Here is an 18058-nt window from a genome sequence, read left to right on the forward strand (position 1 = left end):
GCACCCAGCAGTGCTGCGCCGGCCAGAGCGCGGGCAAGCAGCGAAATCGGATCAATCATGCAGGGTCCTTTGTGCGGAGTATTGAAAATATCGTATCGCTTGGCCGGCGATGACCATCCAACAATGCACGGCAACACCAAAAATTGAGCTACGTGAAATGGCGTAAATTACGTCATATGGCGTAGTAAAAATGTCATACTAACTGCATCAATCCGCAGATTTGATACGCTTTTTCTAAAATCTCTTAAAACGCAACTTGGCCCGACCTGTTGCCAGGCGGGCCAAGTCGTCGGTTAGATTGAAAGGGGTTATGGGTTATAGGCCCGTTCGCCATGCTCGCCCAGATCAAGGCCTTCGCGCTCCACGTCGCTGTTGACGCGCAGGCCGGTCAGCGCCTTGGCCACATAGATGGCAATCGCGGTACCGATGGCTGCCCACACGATAGTGGCACCCACGGCCGCCAGCTGGATGCCGATCTGGTTGCCCATGTCGAAATCCGCAGCCCCGGGGCCGCCAAGCGCCGGCGAATAGACGATGCCGGTGCCGATGGCGCCAACGATGCCGCCCACGCCGTGGATGCCGAACGCATCCAGCGAATCGTCATAGCCCAGGCGCGGTTTCAGCACCGTCACGGCAAAATAGCAGACCACAGCGGCAACGGTGCCGAGCACGATCGAGCCCATTGGGCCCGCATTGCCCGCCGCCGGCGTGACAGCGACCAGGCCGGCGATGACGCCCGATGCCAGGCCCAGCGCCGATGGCTTGTGCCCCGCCAGCTTTTCCACCAGCAACCAGGCCAGTGCCGCCGCTGCCGTGGCCACAAAGGTATTGATCATCGCCAGCGCTGCCGAACCATTGGCTTCCAGCGCCGATCCGGCATTGAACCCGAACCAGCCGACCCACAGCATGCCGGTGCCGATCAGAGTGAGCGTCAACGAGTGCGGTGCCATGATTTCCTTGGAATATCCGATGCGCTTGCCCAGGATCAACGCCGCGACCAGCGCCGACACGCCGGCATTGATGTGCACCACGGTGCCGCCAGCGAAATCAAGCGCGCCCATCTCGAAAAACAAGCCGGAAGCTGCCCACACCATGTGCGCGATCGGCAGATAAACCAGTGGCAGCCAGACGGCGGTGAACACCAGCACAGCCGAAAACTTGATGCGTTCGACCACCGATCCGAGCACGAGGCTGACGGTGATGGCGGCAAAGGTCATCTGGAAGCAGACGAACACATATTCCGGGATGACCACACCATCGGTGAAGGTCGCCGCCGTTGATTCCGGCGTGATGCCGGCCAGGAACAGCCGATCAAGGCCAGCGATGAACGGCTTCAGCGCGCCGGCGCTATCAGGCCCAAAGGCCAGCGAATAACCGAACACCACCCACAGCAGCATGGCCAGGCAGGTCGCCGCGCCGATCTGCGTCATGGTGGAAAGCATGTTCTTGGACCGGGTGAGACCGCCATAAAACAGCTGCAGCCCCGGCAGGATCATCAGCAGCACCAGCAAGGTCGAAACCATCATCCACGCTGTATCGCCCTTGTCAGGCGTCGGCGCGGCGTCGGCGGCCCAGGCCGGGGCGGCTGCAAATGCAGCCACACTGGCAAGCATTGCAGACCTTCGCACAAATTCGACGATCATTTTCATCAATTTCCCCTGCACTGATACCCTGGATTCGGCTTTTCCGGCGCGCTGTGGAAGAAATTCCATCGTGCATCGGTTGAAAGTCGGCAAACAAGCAGTTCATTGTTCCTGCTGCTGGTTCGAACGACTGGCAACTCGACCCGCTGATCTGGCTGGCTATTACCAGCATGCCGCACAATATTTGTACGACTGTGATCAGCAAGCGATGTCCCGCCATCCGATTCGCAACACCGCCTCATTGCCCGGCCACACCACCCGGCAACATAAGGCGTTTGACGGTGCGCCGACCGATGTCGCCATCTATCGCGTTGAAAACCAACGACAATACTGTGCATCCCGCCGCCATATAGGCCAAATTGCGGTGGCGCAGCGCTGGCCAAGCGCGCATGACCCTCGCGAACCGGCGCCGAAACAGATCGAGGCGCAGCAGATTCTTGGCAGACAGTGCGATCAGGAGAAGCGCGTGAAGAAGATCGAAGCCGTCATCAAGCCGTTCAAGCTGGACGATGTAAAGGAAGCCCTGCACGAAGTGGGCGTGTCGGGCATCACCGCAACCGAAGCCAAGGGCTTTGGTCGCCAGAAGGGCCACACCGAACTGTATCGCGGCGCTGAATATGTCGTCGATTTCCTGCCCAAGGTGAAACTGGAAGTGGTCGTGGACGACGATCAGGTGGAACGCGTGGTCGAAGCCATCACCAACGCGGCGCGCACGGGCCGCATCGGCGATGGCAAGATTTTCGTTTCCCCGATCGAGATGGCGGTGCGCATCCGCACCGGCGAGCGCGACAGCGACGCGATCTGACATCCCTGCAACTGCCAATCAACAACAGCCGGCCTGATGGGCGGGTTGATTCTCCGCGTGTTCTGCCGCCACCCTTGATCGGAACGGCAGAACAGGTCGGATATTGTGCGCTGCACCAATTGCGCCCGTCCGTTCCGAAAATTCGCCTCTCAATTCACAACTAACGGTAAAATCACAAAAAAGGGGCCGGAACCTGAGTTCCGGCCCCAGTAAATCCTTGGGGAGGATCGCCATATCGGCACCGCCCTTTTGCACCGCACAATGTTACAGAACAATGCGCGAAATTGCGTACGGCCAAAAAAAATTGTCGCACGTTGCGCATGGCTTCAAGCTGCTGCCAAGCTGCTGGCGGCCCGCGCCGGGCCGCCCTATACAGGGCCCATGTCAACACCGCCCTCCGATCTGTTTGCCGCTACGCAAAGCTCCACCGACTATGATGCCAGCCATATCGAGGTGCTGGAAGGGCTTGAACCCGTCCGTCGCCGCCCCGGCATGTATATCGGCGGCACCGATGAACGCGCGCTGCACCATCTCGCCGCCGAAGTGCTCGACAACGCCATGGACGAAGCCGTGGCCGGCCACGCCAGCCGCATCGAGGTAACGCTGGAGGCCGACAACAGCCTGAGCATCAGCGACAATGGCCGCGGCATCCCGGTTGATCCGCACCCGCGCTTTCCCGACAGATCGGCGCTGGAAGTGATCATGACCATGCTGCACAGCGGCGGCAAGTTCAGCGGCAAGGCCTATGCCACCAGCGGCGGCCTGCACGGCGTGGGCATCAGCGTGGTCAACGCGCTTTCCGATGAAACGGTGGTGGAAGTCGCCCGCAACAAACTGCTCTATCGCCAGCGTTATTCGCGCGGGATTCCGCAAGGCAAGATCGAGGAACTGGGCCCGACGCAGAACCGTCGCGGCACCAGCGTCAAATTTCACCCCGATGCTGAAATCTTTGGGGAAGATGCCCGCTTCAAGCCGGCCCGGCTCTACAAGTTGGCCCGTTCCAAGGCCTATCTGTTCGGCGGTGTCGAAATCCGCTGGCGCTGTGCGCCGGAACTGGCGACGCCCGACGTGCCGGAAACCGCCGTCTTCACCTTCCCTGGCGGCCTGGCCGATCATCTGAAGGAACGGCTCGACAATCGCCCGCTGGTGGTGCCCGATCTGTTTGCCGGCCGCACGGATCTGCCCGCTGGCCCGGATGGCCGGCCGATGGGCGCGGTGGAATGGGCCTGCGCCTGGCCGCAATATGGCGAAGGTTCGGCCAGTTTTTATTGCAACACCATCCCGACGCCCGATGGCGGCACGCACGAAGCCGGCCTGCGGCTGGCGCTGACCCGCGGGCTGAAGAATTATGCCGGCCTTACCGGCAACAGACGCGCCAGCGACCTTTCCGGCGAAGACGTGTTTGCCGGGGCGGAGATCATGTTGTCGCTGTTCATCCGCGATCCGCAGTTCCAGAGCCAGACCAAGGACCGGCTGACCAGCCCGGAAGCCACCCGCCTGGTGGAAAACGCCATCAAGGACCATTTCGATCACTGGCTGGTGGCCAATGGCGAACGCGGCAAGGCGCTGCTGGCCTTTGTGGTGGAGCGCATGGAAGACCGGCTGCGCCGCCGCCAGGAAATGATGGTGAAGCGCAAGACGGCAACCAGCAAATCATCGCTGCGCCTGCCCGGCAAGCTGACCGATTGCGCCCGCGGTGACGCGGTGGGCACCGAATTGTTCATCGTGGAAGGCGATTCGGCCGGCGGCAGCGCCAAGCAGGCGCGCGATCGCAACACCCAGGCCATCCTGCCCATCCGCGGCAAGATCCTGAACGTGGCCAGCGCCAACATGGCCAAAATCGGCGCCAACAACGAAATCGCCGATCTCACGCTGGCGATGGGCTGCGGCACGCGCGATCGGTACAGCCCGGAAAATCTGCGTTACGAACGCATCGTCATCATGACCGATGCCGATGTCGACGGCGCCCATATCGCCACATTGCTGATGACCTTCTTCTTCCGCGAGATGCCGGGCCTGGTGCGTGATGGCCGGCTCTATCTCGCCCAGCCGCCGCTCTATCGCCTCGCCGCTGGCGGCACCGTCGCCTATGCCCGCGACGATGCCCACCGCGCCGAACTGATGAAAACGCTGTTCAGCGGCAAGACCAAGGTGGAGGTCAGCCGCTTCAAGGGTTTGGGCGAAATGAACCCGTCGCAGCTGAAGGAAACCACCATGGATCCGGCGCGGCGCAGCCTGATCCGGGTGAAGCTGCCCGAAGATGTGGATGGCAGAGCCGATGTCGCCGATCTGGTGGAACGGCTGATGGGCCGCAACCCGGAACATCGTTTCCACTTCATCCAGAGCCACGCCACCTCGATCGAGGCCGATGCCATCGATGCCTGACGCGCCGCCATCAGGTTGGCGGGCACTGATCGCGCCGATGGTGCGTTATGCCAGCGTCATGGGGATCAAGGCCGGCAACCTCGCCACCGGCTTCGTCGTCACCCTGCTGTTGGCGCGCGCCGGCGGGCCCGAGGTGCTGGGCAGCTATGCCATGGCGATCCAGACAGCGCAGCTGGTTTCGATCCTGGCCGTCATGGGCTGTGATCAGCTTGCCTTGCGTGAATTGTCGGCGCAGCTGCGATTGGGCAACAAGGCGGCGGCCAACAGCCATGTGCGGCACTATCTGGCCTTTGTGACGCCACTGGCCCTGCTGGTGGCCGGCCTGTTTGCTGGCGGCATGCTGGCGCTACGCGCCGCCGGCTTGCCCGCCGCGCAGGAAGGAGCCCTGATCGCTGCCACCGGGTTCGTGACGGCCAATGTCTATTACATGATGGGTCTGGGTATCGTGCGCGGGCTTGGCAACGCGGTGCGCGCGCAATTGTTCGACGGCATGTACACGGTGCCGCTGGCAATCGGCCTGAGCATAGTAGTGCTGACCGGCGGACAGGTAGCGGCGGTTTCCACCGTGCTGTTCGCCACGGTCTGCCTGGTGGCGGCGATGGCCTTGCTGTTTTTCCTGCTGTGGCGGCAGGCCCGCGATTGGGGCGCCGATGAAACGATCACCCCGCCCTCCCCCTGGGTTGAAGGCACGCCCATGATGCTGATTTCCTTCCTGATGTATTTTGGCCAATGGCTGCCGCAGTTCCTGGCCGGCACACTGGGCAGCGACAGTGACGCCGGCGCATTTCGCGCGGCCTGGCAATTGGCGATGCCATTCGCGGTGATCCAGTCTACCGCCGCCATGATGATCATGGCCAATATTTCCGGCGATTTGCGTCAGGGCCGCCCTGATGCCGCATACCGCCGGCTCCGCCGCAACCGTTATGCCTCTGTGGCGTCCACCTTGCCGGTGGCGTTGCCGCTGCTGATCTGGCCGCAACAAATCCTCACCCTCTTGTTCGGGCCGGCCTTTGCCGCGACGGCGCCGCTGCTGCAGTGGCTGGTGGGAGCCAACATGCTGGCCATACTGGCCGGACCATCTGGCGCCGTGATCACCATGTCGGGCCGCACCCGCGAAACGCTGCCGACAACAATTGCAGCCGCTGTGCTGATGGCTGTCCTCGCCTTTGTGCTGGTGCCGCGCATTGGCTTGACCGGGCTGGCCATTGCCTATGCCGCCAGTTACGCGCTGCGCGTGGTACAGGGCTGGTGGCTGGTGCGGCAGATATTGCGGCCAAAGACCTAGGGTCGGGACCGGTTTTGCGACCAGTTTGAGGCTTGACAAGCCTTGGCGCCCTGCCTCAAGCGATGGCCGGCAACGGCAGGCGGGCTCGCACAGCAAGGCAGTAAGATGGCAAATCGCAAGAACGGCTTGGCGCGGCTGCGCAGGGATCTGCGCAATGCCATCATGGAATGGCGCCGATTTTACTTCAACCGCGTCTGGGGCATGAACATCGGCAAGGGCAGCGCCATCAGCTTCTCGGCCAAGCTTGACCTGACCAACCCGGCTGGCATCCACATTGGCGAAGACACCGCCATTGTGTTCGGCGCCACCATCTTGTCGCACGACATGACGCGCAATCTGCACATCGACACCAAGATTGGCAGCCGCTGCAGCATCGGCGCGCACAGCATCATCATGCCGGGCGTGACCGTGGGCGATGGCAGCATCGTTTCGATGGGCAGTGTGGTGATGCGCGACGTGCCGCCCGGCAGCATCGTGTTCGGCAATCCGGCGCGTGTGCTGGAAACCGGCATCGTTACCGGCAAATGGGGCCTGATCCTCGACCGCGAAAGCAAGCGCAACGCCGAAGCGGCTGCGCCTGCCGCCACAGCGGCTGCCACCTCCACCGCTGCGGCCGAATAAGGCCATGGCGGGCGATCTTTCCGGCCGCGTCGCCCTGGTAACCGGCGGCACCCGCGGCATTGGCCGTGCTATCGTGCTGGCTCTGGCTGGCGCCGGTGCCACCGTGTTCGTGGGCGGCCGCAGCGCAGAAGCGGTTGCGGCGATGATCGCTGAATCGGGCCTGGCTGATCAGCTGCACTCCCTGCCCTTTGATGTTGCCGATCCGGCTGCGGTGAAATCCGCCTTCATGGCGATCCAGAAACAGGCCGGGCGGCTCGACATTTTGGTCAACAACGCCGGCATCCTGAAAGACGCCGCCATTGAAATGACCAGCACCGACATGGTGGCCGAAACATTGGCCACCAATTTGTCGGGCACGCTCAACTGTTGCCAATATGCCGTGCGGCTGATGGGGCGATCGGGCGGCGGTTCGATCATCAACCTCACATCGATCATCGGGCGGGTCGGCTATCCCGGCCACACCGCTTATGGCGCCGCCAAGGCCGGCGTGATCGGCCTCACGCTCAGCCTGGCGCGCGAAGTGGGCGGGCGCGGCATCCGGGTCAACGCCGTGGCGCCGGGCACTATCGAAACCGACATGACCGCCGGCATCCCCGACGACAAGCGCGCCGCGCTGGTGGAACGCATCGCGCTGGGCCGAACTGGCCAGCCCGCCGACGTGGCGCCGCTGGTGCTGTTCCTCGCCAGCGATGGCGCCCGTTATATCAGCGGGCAGGTGATCGGGGTGGATGGCGCCATGGCCATGTAAGGCCAGTGCCGGCCGTTACGGCCGGGATTGTCCTTGCTTCAAGGACGGCGCAACCGGTATGACGTCGCCTGTATTTGCCAATTCAGTGTCCGGGAACCCCTGTGATGAAGTCGCTTGCCGAAGTCTTTGCCGAAAGCCTGATGATCCCGGAATCGGCGGTGACCGATGAACTGGCCTATCAGGGCATCAAGGAATGGGACAGCGTGGCCCACATGGTGCTGGTGACCGCGATCGAAGACAATTTCGACATCATGCTCGACACCGATGACATCATCGCCATGTCGAGCGTGGCGCGCGTGCGCGAGATATTGGCGCGCTATGACGTGGCGGCCTGAACCGGCGACCGTGCGCCTGTGGCCATGCCCATGGCCATGAATGCTGGCTCCATTTGGGCCGATGTGCTGGCCCGCCACGGCGACAGGCCTGCCGTGCGCGACGATGATGGCACGACCATCAGTTTTGCCCAGATTCTTGAAATCGCCGCCGATTTCACCCGCCAACTGGGGCCGCGTCGGCTGATCTTCCTGCGCACCGCCAGCAGCGCGGCTTCGGTGGCGGCCTGGCTGGCGCTACTGGCCAGCGATCATGCAGTTCTGGCCATCGAACATGATCTGGCGCCCGAACGGCTGGCGGCACTGGTTGGCCTGTATCGCCCCGATGCCATCATCGATCCGCAAGGCGCCACCACCCCCGGGCGCTCAGATATTTTGGGCGGCACGACCCTGCATCCCGATCTCGCCGTCCTGCTCTCCACCTCCGGCAGCACTGGCAGCCCGAAACTGGCGCGCTTTACCGCGGCTGCCCTGCTCGCCAACGCAGCTGCCATTGCCGACTATCTGGGCCTTGGCCCGTACGAACGCCCCTTCCTCGCCCTGCCGACCAGCTATTCCTATGGCATGAGCATCATCAACAGCCACGCGCTGGTGGGGGCCTGCATCGAGGTGACGGCGCACGGTGTCATGCAGGCCGAGTTCTGGGACGGGCTCAGCAGCCGCGCCGCCACCAGCCTGGCCGGCGTGCCCTTCCATTACGACGCCATCCGCCGGCTGGGCATGGATCGGCTGGCAACACCCACCCTCACCACCCTCACCCAGGCCGGCGGCAAGCTGCCTGCACCGGTGGCGGCACGCTATGCCGAATGGGCCGCCGCCAATGGCCGTCGTTTCATCACCATGTATGGCCAGACCGAAGCCGGCCCACGCCTGACCTGGCTGCCGCCCGAACATCTGGCCAGCCACGCCGGCGCCATCGGGCTGCCCATTCCGGGTGTCAGCATCGATTTGATTGCGGCCGATGGCGGCGTGATCACTGCACCCGGCGTGGCCGGCGAAATGCGCTGCAGCTCGCCGGCGGTGATGATGGGTTATGCCCACGACGCCGCTGATCTGGCGCGCGGCGATGATCTGGGCGGCGTGCTGATGACCGGCGATCTCGCCAGCCGCGATACCGATGGCATCCTCTCCATCACCGGCCGCGCCAGCCGCATGATCAAATTGTTCGGCACCCGGGTGAACCTCGATGATATCGACGCGCAGTTGGCCCGCATGGATGTGCCGGGCGTCGCCTTTGGGCAGGATGATCAGATGCGCATTCTGATCGAAGCCGGCGACCCCGAAACGGTGCGCGCCGCGCTGATCGCCGCCTTTTCCTTCCCGCCGCGCGGGCTGTTGGTGAAAGCCGTGGCTTCTCTGCCACGTGCAGCTTCGGGCAAGCTGCTGTATGGCGCTCTGGGCGATGCATGGGAGGCAGCAACATGAGCGAGGCAATGCAGGCGCGCGATGCGGTTCTGGCGGCCCCGCCGTTTGCGCTGGATGCCACTGAAAAAGGCCGGCTGCTGGGTGCTGCTCTGGCCGAATTGACGGCGCATCACGCCGGCCACTGCCCGCCTTATGCCGGCATATTGGCGGCGCAGGGCGGCGGTAGCCCGATCGGTATCGCCGATGTGCCGTTCCTGCCGGTGCGCCTGTTCAAGGAACTGGATCTGCGCTCCATCCCGGCCGACGCGGTGTTCAAGACGCTCACCTCGTCCGGCACCACCGGCCAGGTGCCGTCGCGCATCTATCTGGATCAAGCCACGGCCCAAGCGCAAACGCGCGCGCTGGCCGCCATCACCACCGATTTCATCGGCAAGGATCGCCGGCCGATGCTGATCATCGATCACCCGGGCGTGGTGCGTGATCGCACCAGCTTTTCAGCGCGCGGAGCCGGCATCCTGGGCATGATGACCTATGGCCGCGCCCACATCTATGCGCTGAACGATGAGGACATGGGCCTCAACCTGCCCGCCATCACCGAATTTGCCGAAAAGCACGCCGGCAAGCCGATCTTCGCCTTCGGTTTCACCTTCATGGTGTGGAAATATTTCCTCTCTGCGCTGGAACGCGCTGGCATCACGCTGGATTTCCCCGGCAGCGTGCTGATCCATTCGGGCGGCTGGAAAAAGCTGGAAGACGAAGCGGTGTCGAACGAACAGTTCAAATCCGTGGCTCTGGAACGCGCCGGCTTCGATCATGTCCACAATTTCTATGGCATGGTTGAACAGGTCGGATCGGTGTTCATGGAATGCGAACATGGCCGCCTGCACGCGCCCGGCTATGCCGATGTGATCATCCGTGATCCCCTTGATTGGAAACCGCTCGGCATGGGCCAGGAAGGCATCATCCAGGTCGTTTCCGCCATCCCGCTGTCCTACCCCGGCCACAGCCTGCTCACCGAAGATCGCGGTGTGCTCACCGGCGAAGATGATTGCCCATGCGGACGCATGGGCAAGACGTTCCGCGTGCTGGGCCGCATCCCGGCCGCCGAAATGCGCGGCTGTTCGGATACGCACACGGCCCGCGCCGCATGAGCATCGCGCCCGACATCGCGCGCCAGATCAGCATCATGGCGCCCAGCAGCGGCAGCCTGGCCGCCACGCTGGCCGCACCGCGCGCAGCACCGTTCGCACCTGAACGATTGGCGCTGGTAGATGCGGTGCGCAAGGCCATCATGGCCGATCCGCAGGCCCGCGCCCGCCCCGAAATGGTGGCATTGGCTTTCTGGGCGCGCGGCGCCAGCCTGGCGCAACTGGGCGCATCGCTCAACGACGGTTACACGCGCAGCCCACGCGGCCTCGCTCTCCACATCGCGCCGGGCAATGTCGATACGATGTTCCTCTATTCGGCGCTGCTGTCGGTGCTGGCCGGCAATGTGAACATCGTGCGGGTTTCGGGGCGTGAATCCGAAGCGCTCACCTTGTTGCTGCGCCTGCTGAACGAAGCGCTGGCCAACCTGCCCGAAACGTTGCGGGCCTGCCTGCTGATCGTGCGCTATCCGGCCGAAAAGCCGATCAACGACGCGCTGTCGGCCCATGCCGATGTGCGGGTGATCTGGGGCGGCGATGATACGGTGCGCGAGGTGCGTGCCAGCCCGCTGCCGCCGCACGCCACCGAGCTTACCTTCCCATCCAAGGTGTCAGCCGCCGTGATCGACGCCGCCACGTGGTTGGCCGCGCCCGACCAGGCCGAGCAGGCCCGCCGGTTCGCTTTGGACGCTGTCACCTTTGGCCAGCAGGCCTGTTCCTCACCGCTGGCGTTGTTCTGGCGCGGCGATGCCGCCAGCGTGGCCGCGGCCCAGGCGACATTCTGGCCGCTGGTGGAATCCGCCATCGCCGCCGCCGGTGAACCTTTCTCGGCCCGCGCCGCCGTGGACAAATTGGTCGCGGAACAGATGCTCGCCGCCGCCGGCCCCGTGCATCACCGCGCCACCAACGATTATCGCCTGCGCGTCACCGAAACCCCGGATCTCGCCCGCCTCACCCGGCTGGCCAGCGATGGCTTCTTCGTTGAACGCCGGATCGACACCCTCGCAGACCTCGCCCCACTGGTGCAGCGCGACTGGCAAAGCATCGCCAGTCTGGGCGTAAGCGGCGACGACTGGCGCGCCATGCTGGCCGCCAGCCGCCCGCACGGCATCGATCGCATCGTGCCGTTCGGTCAGGCACTGGCCTTCGGCCATGTGTGGGACGGGGTTGATCTGCTTGCCGCCCTCACTCGGATCGTGAAGATCGAGGTGCGATAGCCTCTGGTGGCCAGCGCAACCTGGCGTGGCCAATGCTTGACAAGCCCAACGTCGCTGCCGCAACATCACCCTGTGAGCGGAAACAAGTCTCTATCGGTTGATCTGTGAATGTCTTGCCCCGCCTGCGCGGTCATGTCCGCAATCTGGCCATGGGGTGGCGTATCGCTCTGCTGCGCGGTCTGTGGGGCATGAATATCGGCCGCGGGACCAAGATCAGCTGGTCAGCTAAGTTGGACAAGACCAATCCGACCGGCATCCACATCGACGATTATACCGGCATTGCCTTCGGCACGGCCGTTCTCTCACATGATTTTCTCAGCAACCGCCATGTCGAAACCTCATCGGTGCGCGCTGCCACATCGGTGCCATGTACCTCATCTACCCCGGCGTGACGATCGGCGATAGCGGCGTAGCCCGGGCGCTGGTTGAGGCCGCGATGGCGCGCTTTGCCAATGATGGTGCCACCCGCGTTCAATTGCGCGTGCTCACCCAAAATGGCGAAGCGGCCCGCTTCTGGCACCAGCTGGGTTTTGCGCCTTATCTCACCACCATGGACAAAGCCTTGTCGTGACGCTCGCCGCCCGTCTGCTGGCGACGACAACGCGCTATGCCGACCGCTCGGCCTTGAGCATCGGCGGCGAGAATCTGACCTACGCCGACCTCTTTGCCGCGGCCGAACGCTGTGCAGCACGGCTGCAAGCGATTCCGGCCGGCGCGCGGGTCGGCCTGCTCGCGCATCGCAGTCTCGATGCTTATGTTGGCGTGCTGGCGCTTCTGCTGTCGGGCCGGCCTTATGTGCCGATCAACCCCAAGGCCCCGCCGGAGCGTCAGAACGCGATTGCGGCAGCGGCAGGCTGTGGCGGCTGGCTGCATGATGACGCAACGGCCGCTGCCGCCCATGCACTTTCAGCCCGCCATGGCGGGCCGGCGCTGGCGGTTGATCCCCGTGCCGACGGCTCGCGCTCCTGCACGGCCACCCGCAGCCGCCACGCTTATGTCATGTTCACCTCCGGCACCACCGGCACTCCAAAGGGTATCGCGGTGCGGGTGGACAATGTCACGGCCTATATCGACGCGTTTGCCGGCATCGCAGCCGTCATGCCCGAAGACCGCTGCACCCAGTTTTTCGATCTCGGTTTCGATCTGTCGGTGCATGACATGTTCGTCACCTGGACGGCAGGCGCCTGCCTCGTCGCGCCGACCGAGGCCGAAATGATCGATCCCATCGGCTTCGCCAATCGCAGCGCCGCCAGCGTGTGGTTCTCTGTCCCCTCCGCGCCCGCCATGGCGCAGCGCATGCGCCGGCTGGTGCCGGGCGTGCTGCCCGGCCTGCGCCTCGCGCTGTTCTGCGGCGAACCGCTGCCGAGCAGCCTGGCCAGAGCCGTCGCCGCCGCTGCACCGAACGCCGAGGTATGGAACCTTTATGGCCCGACCGAGGCCACCATCGCCATCACCGCCCAGCGGTTCGATCCGGCGGCGGAGGGCATGCCCGCCACCGTGCCACTGGGCACCGCCTATGCCGGCTGCGCCGCCGTGGTGGTGGATGGCGATGGCCAGCCGGTCGCGCCCGGCGGCGATGGTGAACTCTGGCTGGCCGGGCCACAGATCACAGATGGCTATATCAGCAACCCGGCCGAACAGGCAGCCAAGTTCCTGAGCACGACCGTAGCCGGCTATCCGCACAGGCTCTGGTACCGCTCCGGCGATCTGGTCCGCAACGATCCCACATGGGGCCTCGTCTGCCAGGGCCGGCTTGATGACCAGGTGAAGATCAGCGGGTATCGCGTTGAACTACTGGAAGTGGAGGAAGCCCTGCGCCGCGCCGCCGGCACCAGTGAAGTGGCAGCGGTACCGTGGCCGCTGAATGAAGGCGGTTCAGCGGAAGGGCTGGTCGGCTTTGTCTGCGGCTCAGTCGATACCCGCGCCATCATCGCCGCCGCACACGAATTGCTGCCGCCCTATATGGTGCCCAGGCGCGTGATCGCCGTCGATGGCCTCCCGCTCAACGCCAATGGCAAGATCGACCGCAAGGCGCTGCGCCAGACCTATCTTGAACGCAGTTGACCCGGCTCAGGGTGCGGCCACCGCTGCGTCATAGGCCTCGCTGGCCGCCGCCCATGCGTCTTCCGACGCCGTGATGCCGGCATCGAGCACGCCGCGCCGTTGCATCAGGGAAGTGATGTCGGCCGGCGCTTGGGTCATCTGATCGTCCACGGATTCGCGTTCGGCAATCAGCCGGTTCAGCTGCGTTTCGGCCGCCAGCATCGCCTGGCGCAGCGGCTTGGCGGCTTCGCGGCGGGCAGCGGCCTGGCGGCGCGCTTCCTTGGGATCGATGCGCGGCGCCTTGGCCCCTGCGGGCGCAGCCGCGCCGGCGCTGCTGCCCGAACCAGCCAGAATCAGCGTTTCATAGTCATCGATGCTGCCGTCAAACTGGGTGGCACGGCCGGCGTCGACCAGCACCAGCCGATCAGCGCTGGCTTCGATGACGTGCCGATCGTGGCTGACCACGACCACAGCGCCTTCATAGCCGGCCAGCGCCTGCACCAGGGCTTCGCGGCAATCAATGTCGAGGTGGTTGGTCGGTTCGTCGAGCACGATCAGGTGCGGCGCATCGCGGGTGACCAGCGCCAGCGCCAGCCGGGCCTTTTCGCCGCCGCTCATCGTCCCGATGCGCTGTTCAGCCACCGAACCAGTAAAGCCAAAGCGGCCCAGCTGCGCCCGCACCGCGCTGGGGCTGGCGCCCTTCATCGCGCGGCTCATCATCAGCACCGGTGAGGCATCGCCATCCAGTTCTTCAACCTGATACTGGGTGAAATATCCCACCTTCAGCTTGCCCGACGCAAAACGCGTGCCCGCCATCGCCGGCAGTTGGCCGATCAACAGCCGGGCCAGCGTGGTCTTGCCGTTGCCGTTGCGGCCCACCAGCGCCAACCGGTCATCAGGATCGAGGCGCAGATCAAGATCGTTCAGGATCGCGCGCCCGTCATAGCCAACATCGGCATGATCCAGCGTCACCAGCGGCGGGCGCAGCGGCTCCGGGCTGGGGAAATCGAATTTCATCGTCGGATCATTGGCCGCTTCGGCCACAGGCTGCATCTTGGCCAGCGCCTTTTGCCGGCTCTGCGCCTGCTTGGCAGTCGAAGCGCGGGCGCTGTTGCGGGCGATATAATCCTGCAGCTTGGCGCGCTGCGTGGCCTGGGCGGTGCGCGCGGCTTCCAATTGCGCCAGTCGTTCGGCGCGCTGCCGTTCGAAACTGTCGTAATTGCCGGTGTACAGCTGCACCTTGCCGCCTTCGAGGTGCAGGATCATGCCCGCCACCCGATTGAGCAGATCGCGTTCGTGGCTGATCAGCACGATCAGGCCGGGATAGGATTTCAGGAAATTCTCCAGCCACAGGGCCGATTCCAGATCGAGGTGGTTCGACGGTTCGTCCAGCAGCAGCACATCGGGGCGGGTGAAAAGCAGCGCCGCCAGCGCCACTCGCATGCGCCAGCCGCCGGAATAGCTGTCGAGCGGCCGGCCCTGCATTTCCTCGTCAAAACCCAGGCCCACCAAAATGCGCGCGGCGCGGGCCGGCGCGGTGTGGGCATCAATGGCAATCAGCCGCTCGTGGATATCAGCCACACGCTCTGGCGAAGCGCCAGCGTCTTCCTCGGCGATCAGCGCGGCGCGTTCGGTATCGGCGGAGAGCACGGTTTCAAACGGCGTGCCCTGCCCCATCGGGGCTTCCTGCTTCAACCAGCCCAGCCGCGTGCCGCGCGGGCGTTCGATGCTGCCGCCATCGGGATCGATGGTGCCGGCCATCACCTTCATCATCGTCGATTTGCCGGCGCCGTTGCGGCCGATCAGCCCGACACAGCCGCGCGGCGGCAGCGTGGCGCTGGCGCCGTCGATGATGGCGCGCCCGCCAAGGCGGACGGTGAGGTTTTGAACGGACAGCATGATGCGCGCCGCCTAGCAGGATAGGCGGCATGCGGCTAGGCTGTTGACATGATCAATCGCCGCCATCTGCTTGCCTTGCCCCTGTTGTTGGCCGCGCCAGCCCGCGCCGCGCCCGCAAACGACGCGCTGGCGGCGGCGCTGGTTGCGTGCTGGCAAGCGCGCGGCGTGCGCTTTACAGCTGATCAGGTGTTGGCGCGCATGGGCGGTTCCAGCGGCACGGCGGCGCTGCTGGCCGTGGCGGGGGCCACCGACAGCGCTGACGGCGAGGAAGTGGAAACCGCCGTCGAGATCGTGTGGGAGGCTGGCCGCCCGCCCTCACCGACGGAACCGCTATTGCAACGCGACCTGCGCCAGGGCCTGCCGCTGCTGCTGATCGGCCAAAATGGCCATATCTGGTTGCTGCACGCACTTGATGGCGGCGCAGCCAGCGTCAGCGATCCGATCAGTGGCCACAAGCAAAGCCTGACGCTGAACGAAGTCGCCTTGATCGGCCGCCCGGTGATCGCCGGGGCTTAGGGATTGGGTGCCGGCGCCGGGCTGACGTAATTCCCGGCGTCGCCCGGATAGGCGATCGGGCCCTCGCTGCCATCGGCGGCGACAGCGGCAACGCCGATCAGCCAATCGTCGATCGACACATGTTCCAGCACAATGCTGGTGGCATCGGCTGGCGCCATGCGGCTGTTCTGCCACTGCGGCGCGGTGGTGTCGCGCCACCAGATCCTGTAGCCGGCGGCGTTCTTCACCGCGGTCCAACTCACCTTGGTGCTTGAACCGTCGTCGCGCTGGATCGTGACAGCGGGCGGCATCGGCGCCCGCGCCAGCGCGGCAAGGCCAGCCACGTTCAGCCGGGTGACCTTGGCGAGATACTGAAAATCAACGCCTTCGATCAGATCACCATATCGCTTGCCGTTTTCCACCCGCACATTCTGGTGCTGACGATCGTAATGCTCCACGCTTTCGGTGATGCGCACGGCGGGATAGCCGGCCTCCAGCAGCCTTGTCTGGTCACCACCACGGCCGAAACGATCGGTTCGGTAGATCATCTTCACATCGAGGCCGCTGATGTTGTGATCGGCGAGGCTGTCGAGGAAGCGGGCCAGGTTGCGGCTGGGCGAATCATTCTCACCGCCGTTGTAGCGACGGCGGTTGGCCTGTTCCGGGGTTTCCACCGCCTTGGTGCCTTCGGAAAACACCCGGACATGGCCGCTGTCCTTCATGCCGCCAATGCCGGTGGAATTGCCGACGATGTCGTTGTTCAACACGGCTTCGACATTCCAGCCATGCGCCCGGGCATAATCGGCCAACACCTTGCCGCCGTTCAGCCCCTGCTCCTCGCCCGACAGCACGGCATAGACGATGGTGGCGGGGAATTTGTGTTGGCTGAGCACGCGCGCCGCTTCGATCACGGCGGCGGTGCCGCTGCCATCATCGTTGGCGCCCGGCGCATCGCCTTTGGCATCCAATGGATCGCCGTTGCGGCTGTCGATATGGGCGGACATGATGATGAAACGATCAGGATCGGTGGTGCCGGGCTGGATCGCAAGCACGTCGACGATTTCGGTGGGCGTCGGCAGGCGCGGGCCGGTCACGGTTTCGGACGGCTTGATGAGCGTGAGGCAGTTGCCGCAGGCGGCGCTGAAGGCCCGGAAGCGGCTCTCGGTCCAGCGGCGAGCGGCACCGATCCCACGGGTCGGGCTGCTGGTGTCGCTGGCCGAATGGCGGGTCCCGAAACTGACCAGGGCGGTGATGTTGGCCTTGAGCTCGGTCTCGCTGACACCAGCCGCAAGCGCTGGAAGCGCCGGTTCCGCTGCGGCCAGCGGTGCCGCCATCAGCATCGCACCCAGCATCAATATCACACGCTTGCCCATTGCCCTGATCCTCCCCATAGCCTCGCTCCTGCGATGGCTGCCGGGTGCGGATTTGGCAAGAGCCGGAATGCGCCGACTCAAAAGCAAAAAGGCCGGCCCTTGCGGGACCGGCCTTCGTGCACCAGTTCAGATCGGATCAGGCCGAAACGCTGTGCGCGCCGCGGCGACGACGGGCGGCAAAGCCGACCATGCCGAAGCCGGTGAGCAGCATGGCCCAGGTCGCCGGTTCCGGCACATCGCCGCCGCCACCGCCGTCAAAACCGCCGCCACCGGTGCCCATGCCAATGCCGGAAGTGCCCTGGAAGTTACCGGCTACCGACTGCCAACGGAGAATGAAGTTGTTGAAGGTCGCCGACGTCGTGGGTGAACCAGCGAGAGTGAGCGTGAATGTCTGGAGGGCTGATGTGTTGTTGAACACGCCGTTGCCTCCGCCGCCGCAACCGCCGCCCGCTTGATCCTCAAGGCAGAAATCAATCGAGGTTCCGCCACCAAGCTGCGGGAAACTGCCGTCGAGTTGCGCGGACATGAACGGCCCGGACAATGGCGTCACCGCCGAAATATCGGGCCTGCTGTTGAAGCCAAAGCTTGTGATCCGACCGAGAACCGGCGTGTTTGGCAAATTGTTGTCGATGGCCGCCGAGAAAGTCCACGCATTGCCGACAAAGCCAGTCAGCGTAAAAGTGATCGCAGCCGCGAGGCCAG

The 18058-nt window shown here is 64.5% G+C and carries 17 protein-coding genes; 13 read left to right on the forward strand and 4 right to left on the reverse strand.

The window, feature by feature from the left end; translation table 11 throughout:
- Positions 1-308: 308 nt before the first annotated feature.
- The gene (locus RMO81_RS06760) at positions 309-1643 is read right to left on the reverse strand and encodes an ammonium transporter (RefSeq protein ID WP_310475032.1); all 1335 of its coding nucleotides are present in this window, start codon (positions 1641-1643) and stop codon (positions 309-311) included.
- A gap of 466 nt (positions 1644-2109) precedes the next feature.
- Between RMO81_RS06760 and RMO81_RS06765 the strand changes: the two genes are divergently transcribed.
- From RMO81_RS06765 to RMO81_RS06820, 12 genes are all read left to right on the forward strand, one after another.
- Positions 2110-2448 carry a P-II family nitrogen regulator gene (locus RMO81_RS06765; protein WP_310475033.1) on the forward strand — a complete coding sequence of 113 codons (339 nt, stop codon included), beginning with the start codon at positions 2110-2112 and terminating at the stop codon, positions 2446-2448.
- 381 nt (positions 2449-2829) lie between these two features.
- The gene (parE, locus tag RMO81_RS06770) at positions 2830-4833 is read left to right on the forward strand and encodes a DNA topoisomerase IV subunit B (RefSeq protein ID WP_310475034.1); all 2004 of its coding nucleotides are present in this window, start codon (positions 2830-2832) and stop codon (positions 4831-4833) included.
- Complete coding sequence (locus RMO81_RS06775) at positions 4826-6118, forward strand: polysaccharide biosynthesis C-terminal domain-containing protein (protein ID WP_310475035.1); 1293 nt, start codon at positions 4826-4828, stop codon at positions 6116-6118. The genes parE and RMO81_RS06775 overlap by 8 nt, the downstream gene beginning before the upstream one ends.
- A 105-nt stretch (positions 6119-6223) precedes the next feature.
- A complete protein-coding gene (locus tag RMO81_RS06780) occupies positions 6224-6739 on the forward strand; it encodes an acyltransferase (protein ID WP_310475036.1) in 516 nt (171 codons plus the stop codon).
- A gap of 4 nt (positions 6740-6743) precedes the next feature.
- On the forward strand, positions 6744-7487 hold the full coding sequence (locus RMO81_RS06785; protein WP_310475037.1) for an SDR family NAD(P)-dependent oxidoreductase: 744 nt from the start codon (positions 6744-6746) through the stop codon (positions 7485-7487).
- Between the two features lie 104 nt (positions 7488-7591).
- A complete protein-coding gene (locus RMO81_RS06790) occupies positions 7592-7822 on the forward strand; it encodes an acyl carrier protein (RefSeq protein ID WP_310475038.1) in 231 nt (76 codons plus the stop codon).
- Positions 7823-7846: 24 nt separating this feature from the next.
- Positions 7847-9244 (forward strand): AMP-binding protein, encoded by a 1398-nt coding sequence (locus RMO81_RS06795; protein ID WP_310475039.1) that lies wholly within the window; start codon positions 7847-7849, stop codon positions 9242-9244.
- Positions 9241-10335, forward strand: coding sequence for an acyl-protein synthetase (locus RMO81_RS06800; RefSeq protein WP_310475040.1), 1095 nt, complete (start codon positions 9241-9243; stop codon positions 10333-10335). The genes RMO81_RS06795 and RMO81_RS06800 overlap by 4 nt, the downstream gene beginning before the upstream one ends.
- A complete protein-coding gene (locus tag RMO81_RS06805; protein ID WP_310475042.1) occupies positions 10332-11546 on the forward strand; it encodes an acyl-CoA reductase in 1215 nt (404 codons plus the stop codon). Before RMO81_RS06800 ends, RMO81_RS06805 begins: the two co-directional genes overlap by 4 nt.
- A gap of 149 nt (positions 11547-11695) precedes the next feature.
- Complete coding sequence (locus tag RMO81_RS06810; protein WP_310475044.1) at positions 11696-11938, forward strand: hypothetical protein; 243 nt, start codon at positions 11696-11698, stop codon at positions 11936-11938.
- Positions 11935-12117, forward strand: a complete 183-nt coding sequence (locus RMO81_RS06815) for a GNAT family N-acetyltransferase (protein ID WP_310475046.1) — start codon at positions 11935-11937, stop codon at positions 12115-12117. Before RMO81_RS06810 ends, RMO81_RS06815 begins: the two co-directional genes overlap by 4 nt.
- The gene (locus RMO81_RS06820; protein ID WP_310475048.1) at positions 12114-13610 is read left to right on the forward strand and encodes an amino acid adenylation domain-containing protein; all 1497 of its coding nucleotides are present in this window, start codon (positions 12114-12116) and stop codon (positions 13608-13610) included. The genes RMO81_RS06815 and RMO81_RS06820 overlap by 4 nt, the downstream gene beginning before the upstream one ends.
- A gap of 6 nt (positions 13611-13616) precedes the next feature.
- On the opposite strand, the gene RMO81_RS06825 is transcribed toward RMO81_RS06820, so the two are convergent.
- Positions 13617-15488, reverse strand: coding sequence for an ABC-F family ATP-binding cassette domain-containing protein (locus RMO81_RS06825; RefSeq protein ID WP_310475049.1), 1872 nt, complete (start codon positions 15486-15488; stop codon positions 13617-13619).
- A 48-nt stretch (positions 15489-15536) separates the two neighbouring features.
- Between RMO81_RS06825 and RMO81_RS06830 the strand changes: the two genes are divergently transcribed.
- Entirely contained in the window at positions 15537-16004 is a 468-nt protein-coding gene (locus RMO81_RS06830; protein ID WP_310475050.1) for a hypothetical protein, read from the forward strand.
- On the opposite strand, the gene RMO81_RS06835 is transcribed toward RMO81_RS06830, so the two are convergent.
- Together RMO81_RS06835 and RMO81_RS06840 are read right to left on the reverse strand one after the other, a co-directional pair.
- Positions 16001-17356, reverse strand: a complete 1356-nt coding sequence (locus tag RMO81_RS06835) for a M28 family metallopeptidase (protein WP_310475051.1) — start codon at positions 17354-17356, stop codon at positions 16001-16003. The genes RMO81_RS06830 and RMO81_RS06835 overlap by 4 nt on opposite strands.
- Positions 17357-17492: 136 nt before the next feature.
- Positions 17493-18058 (reverse strand): cistern family PEP-CTERM protein (locus RMO81_RS06840; RefSeq protein ID WP_310475052.1); only part of this gene is annotated, 566 nt, incomplete at its 5' end.

This window comes from Sandarakinorhabdus sp. (assembly GCF_031422795.1).
Classification (GTDB): Bacteria; Pseudomonadota; Alphaproteobacteria; order Sphingomonadales; family Sphingomonadaceae; genus Sandarakinorhabdus.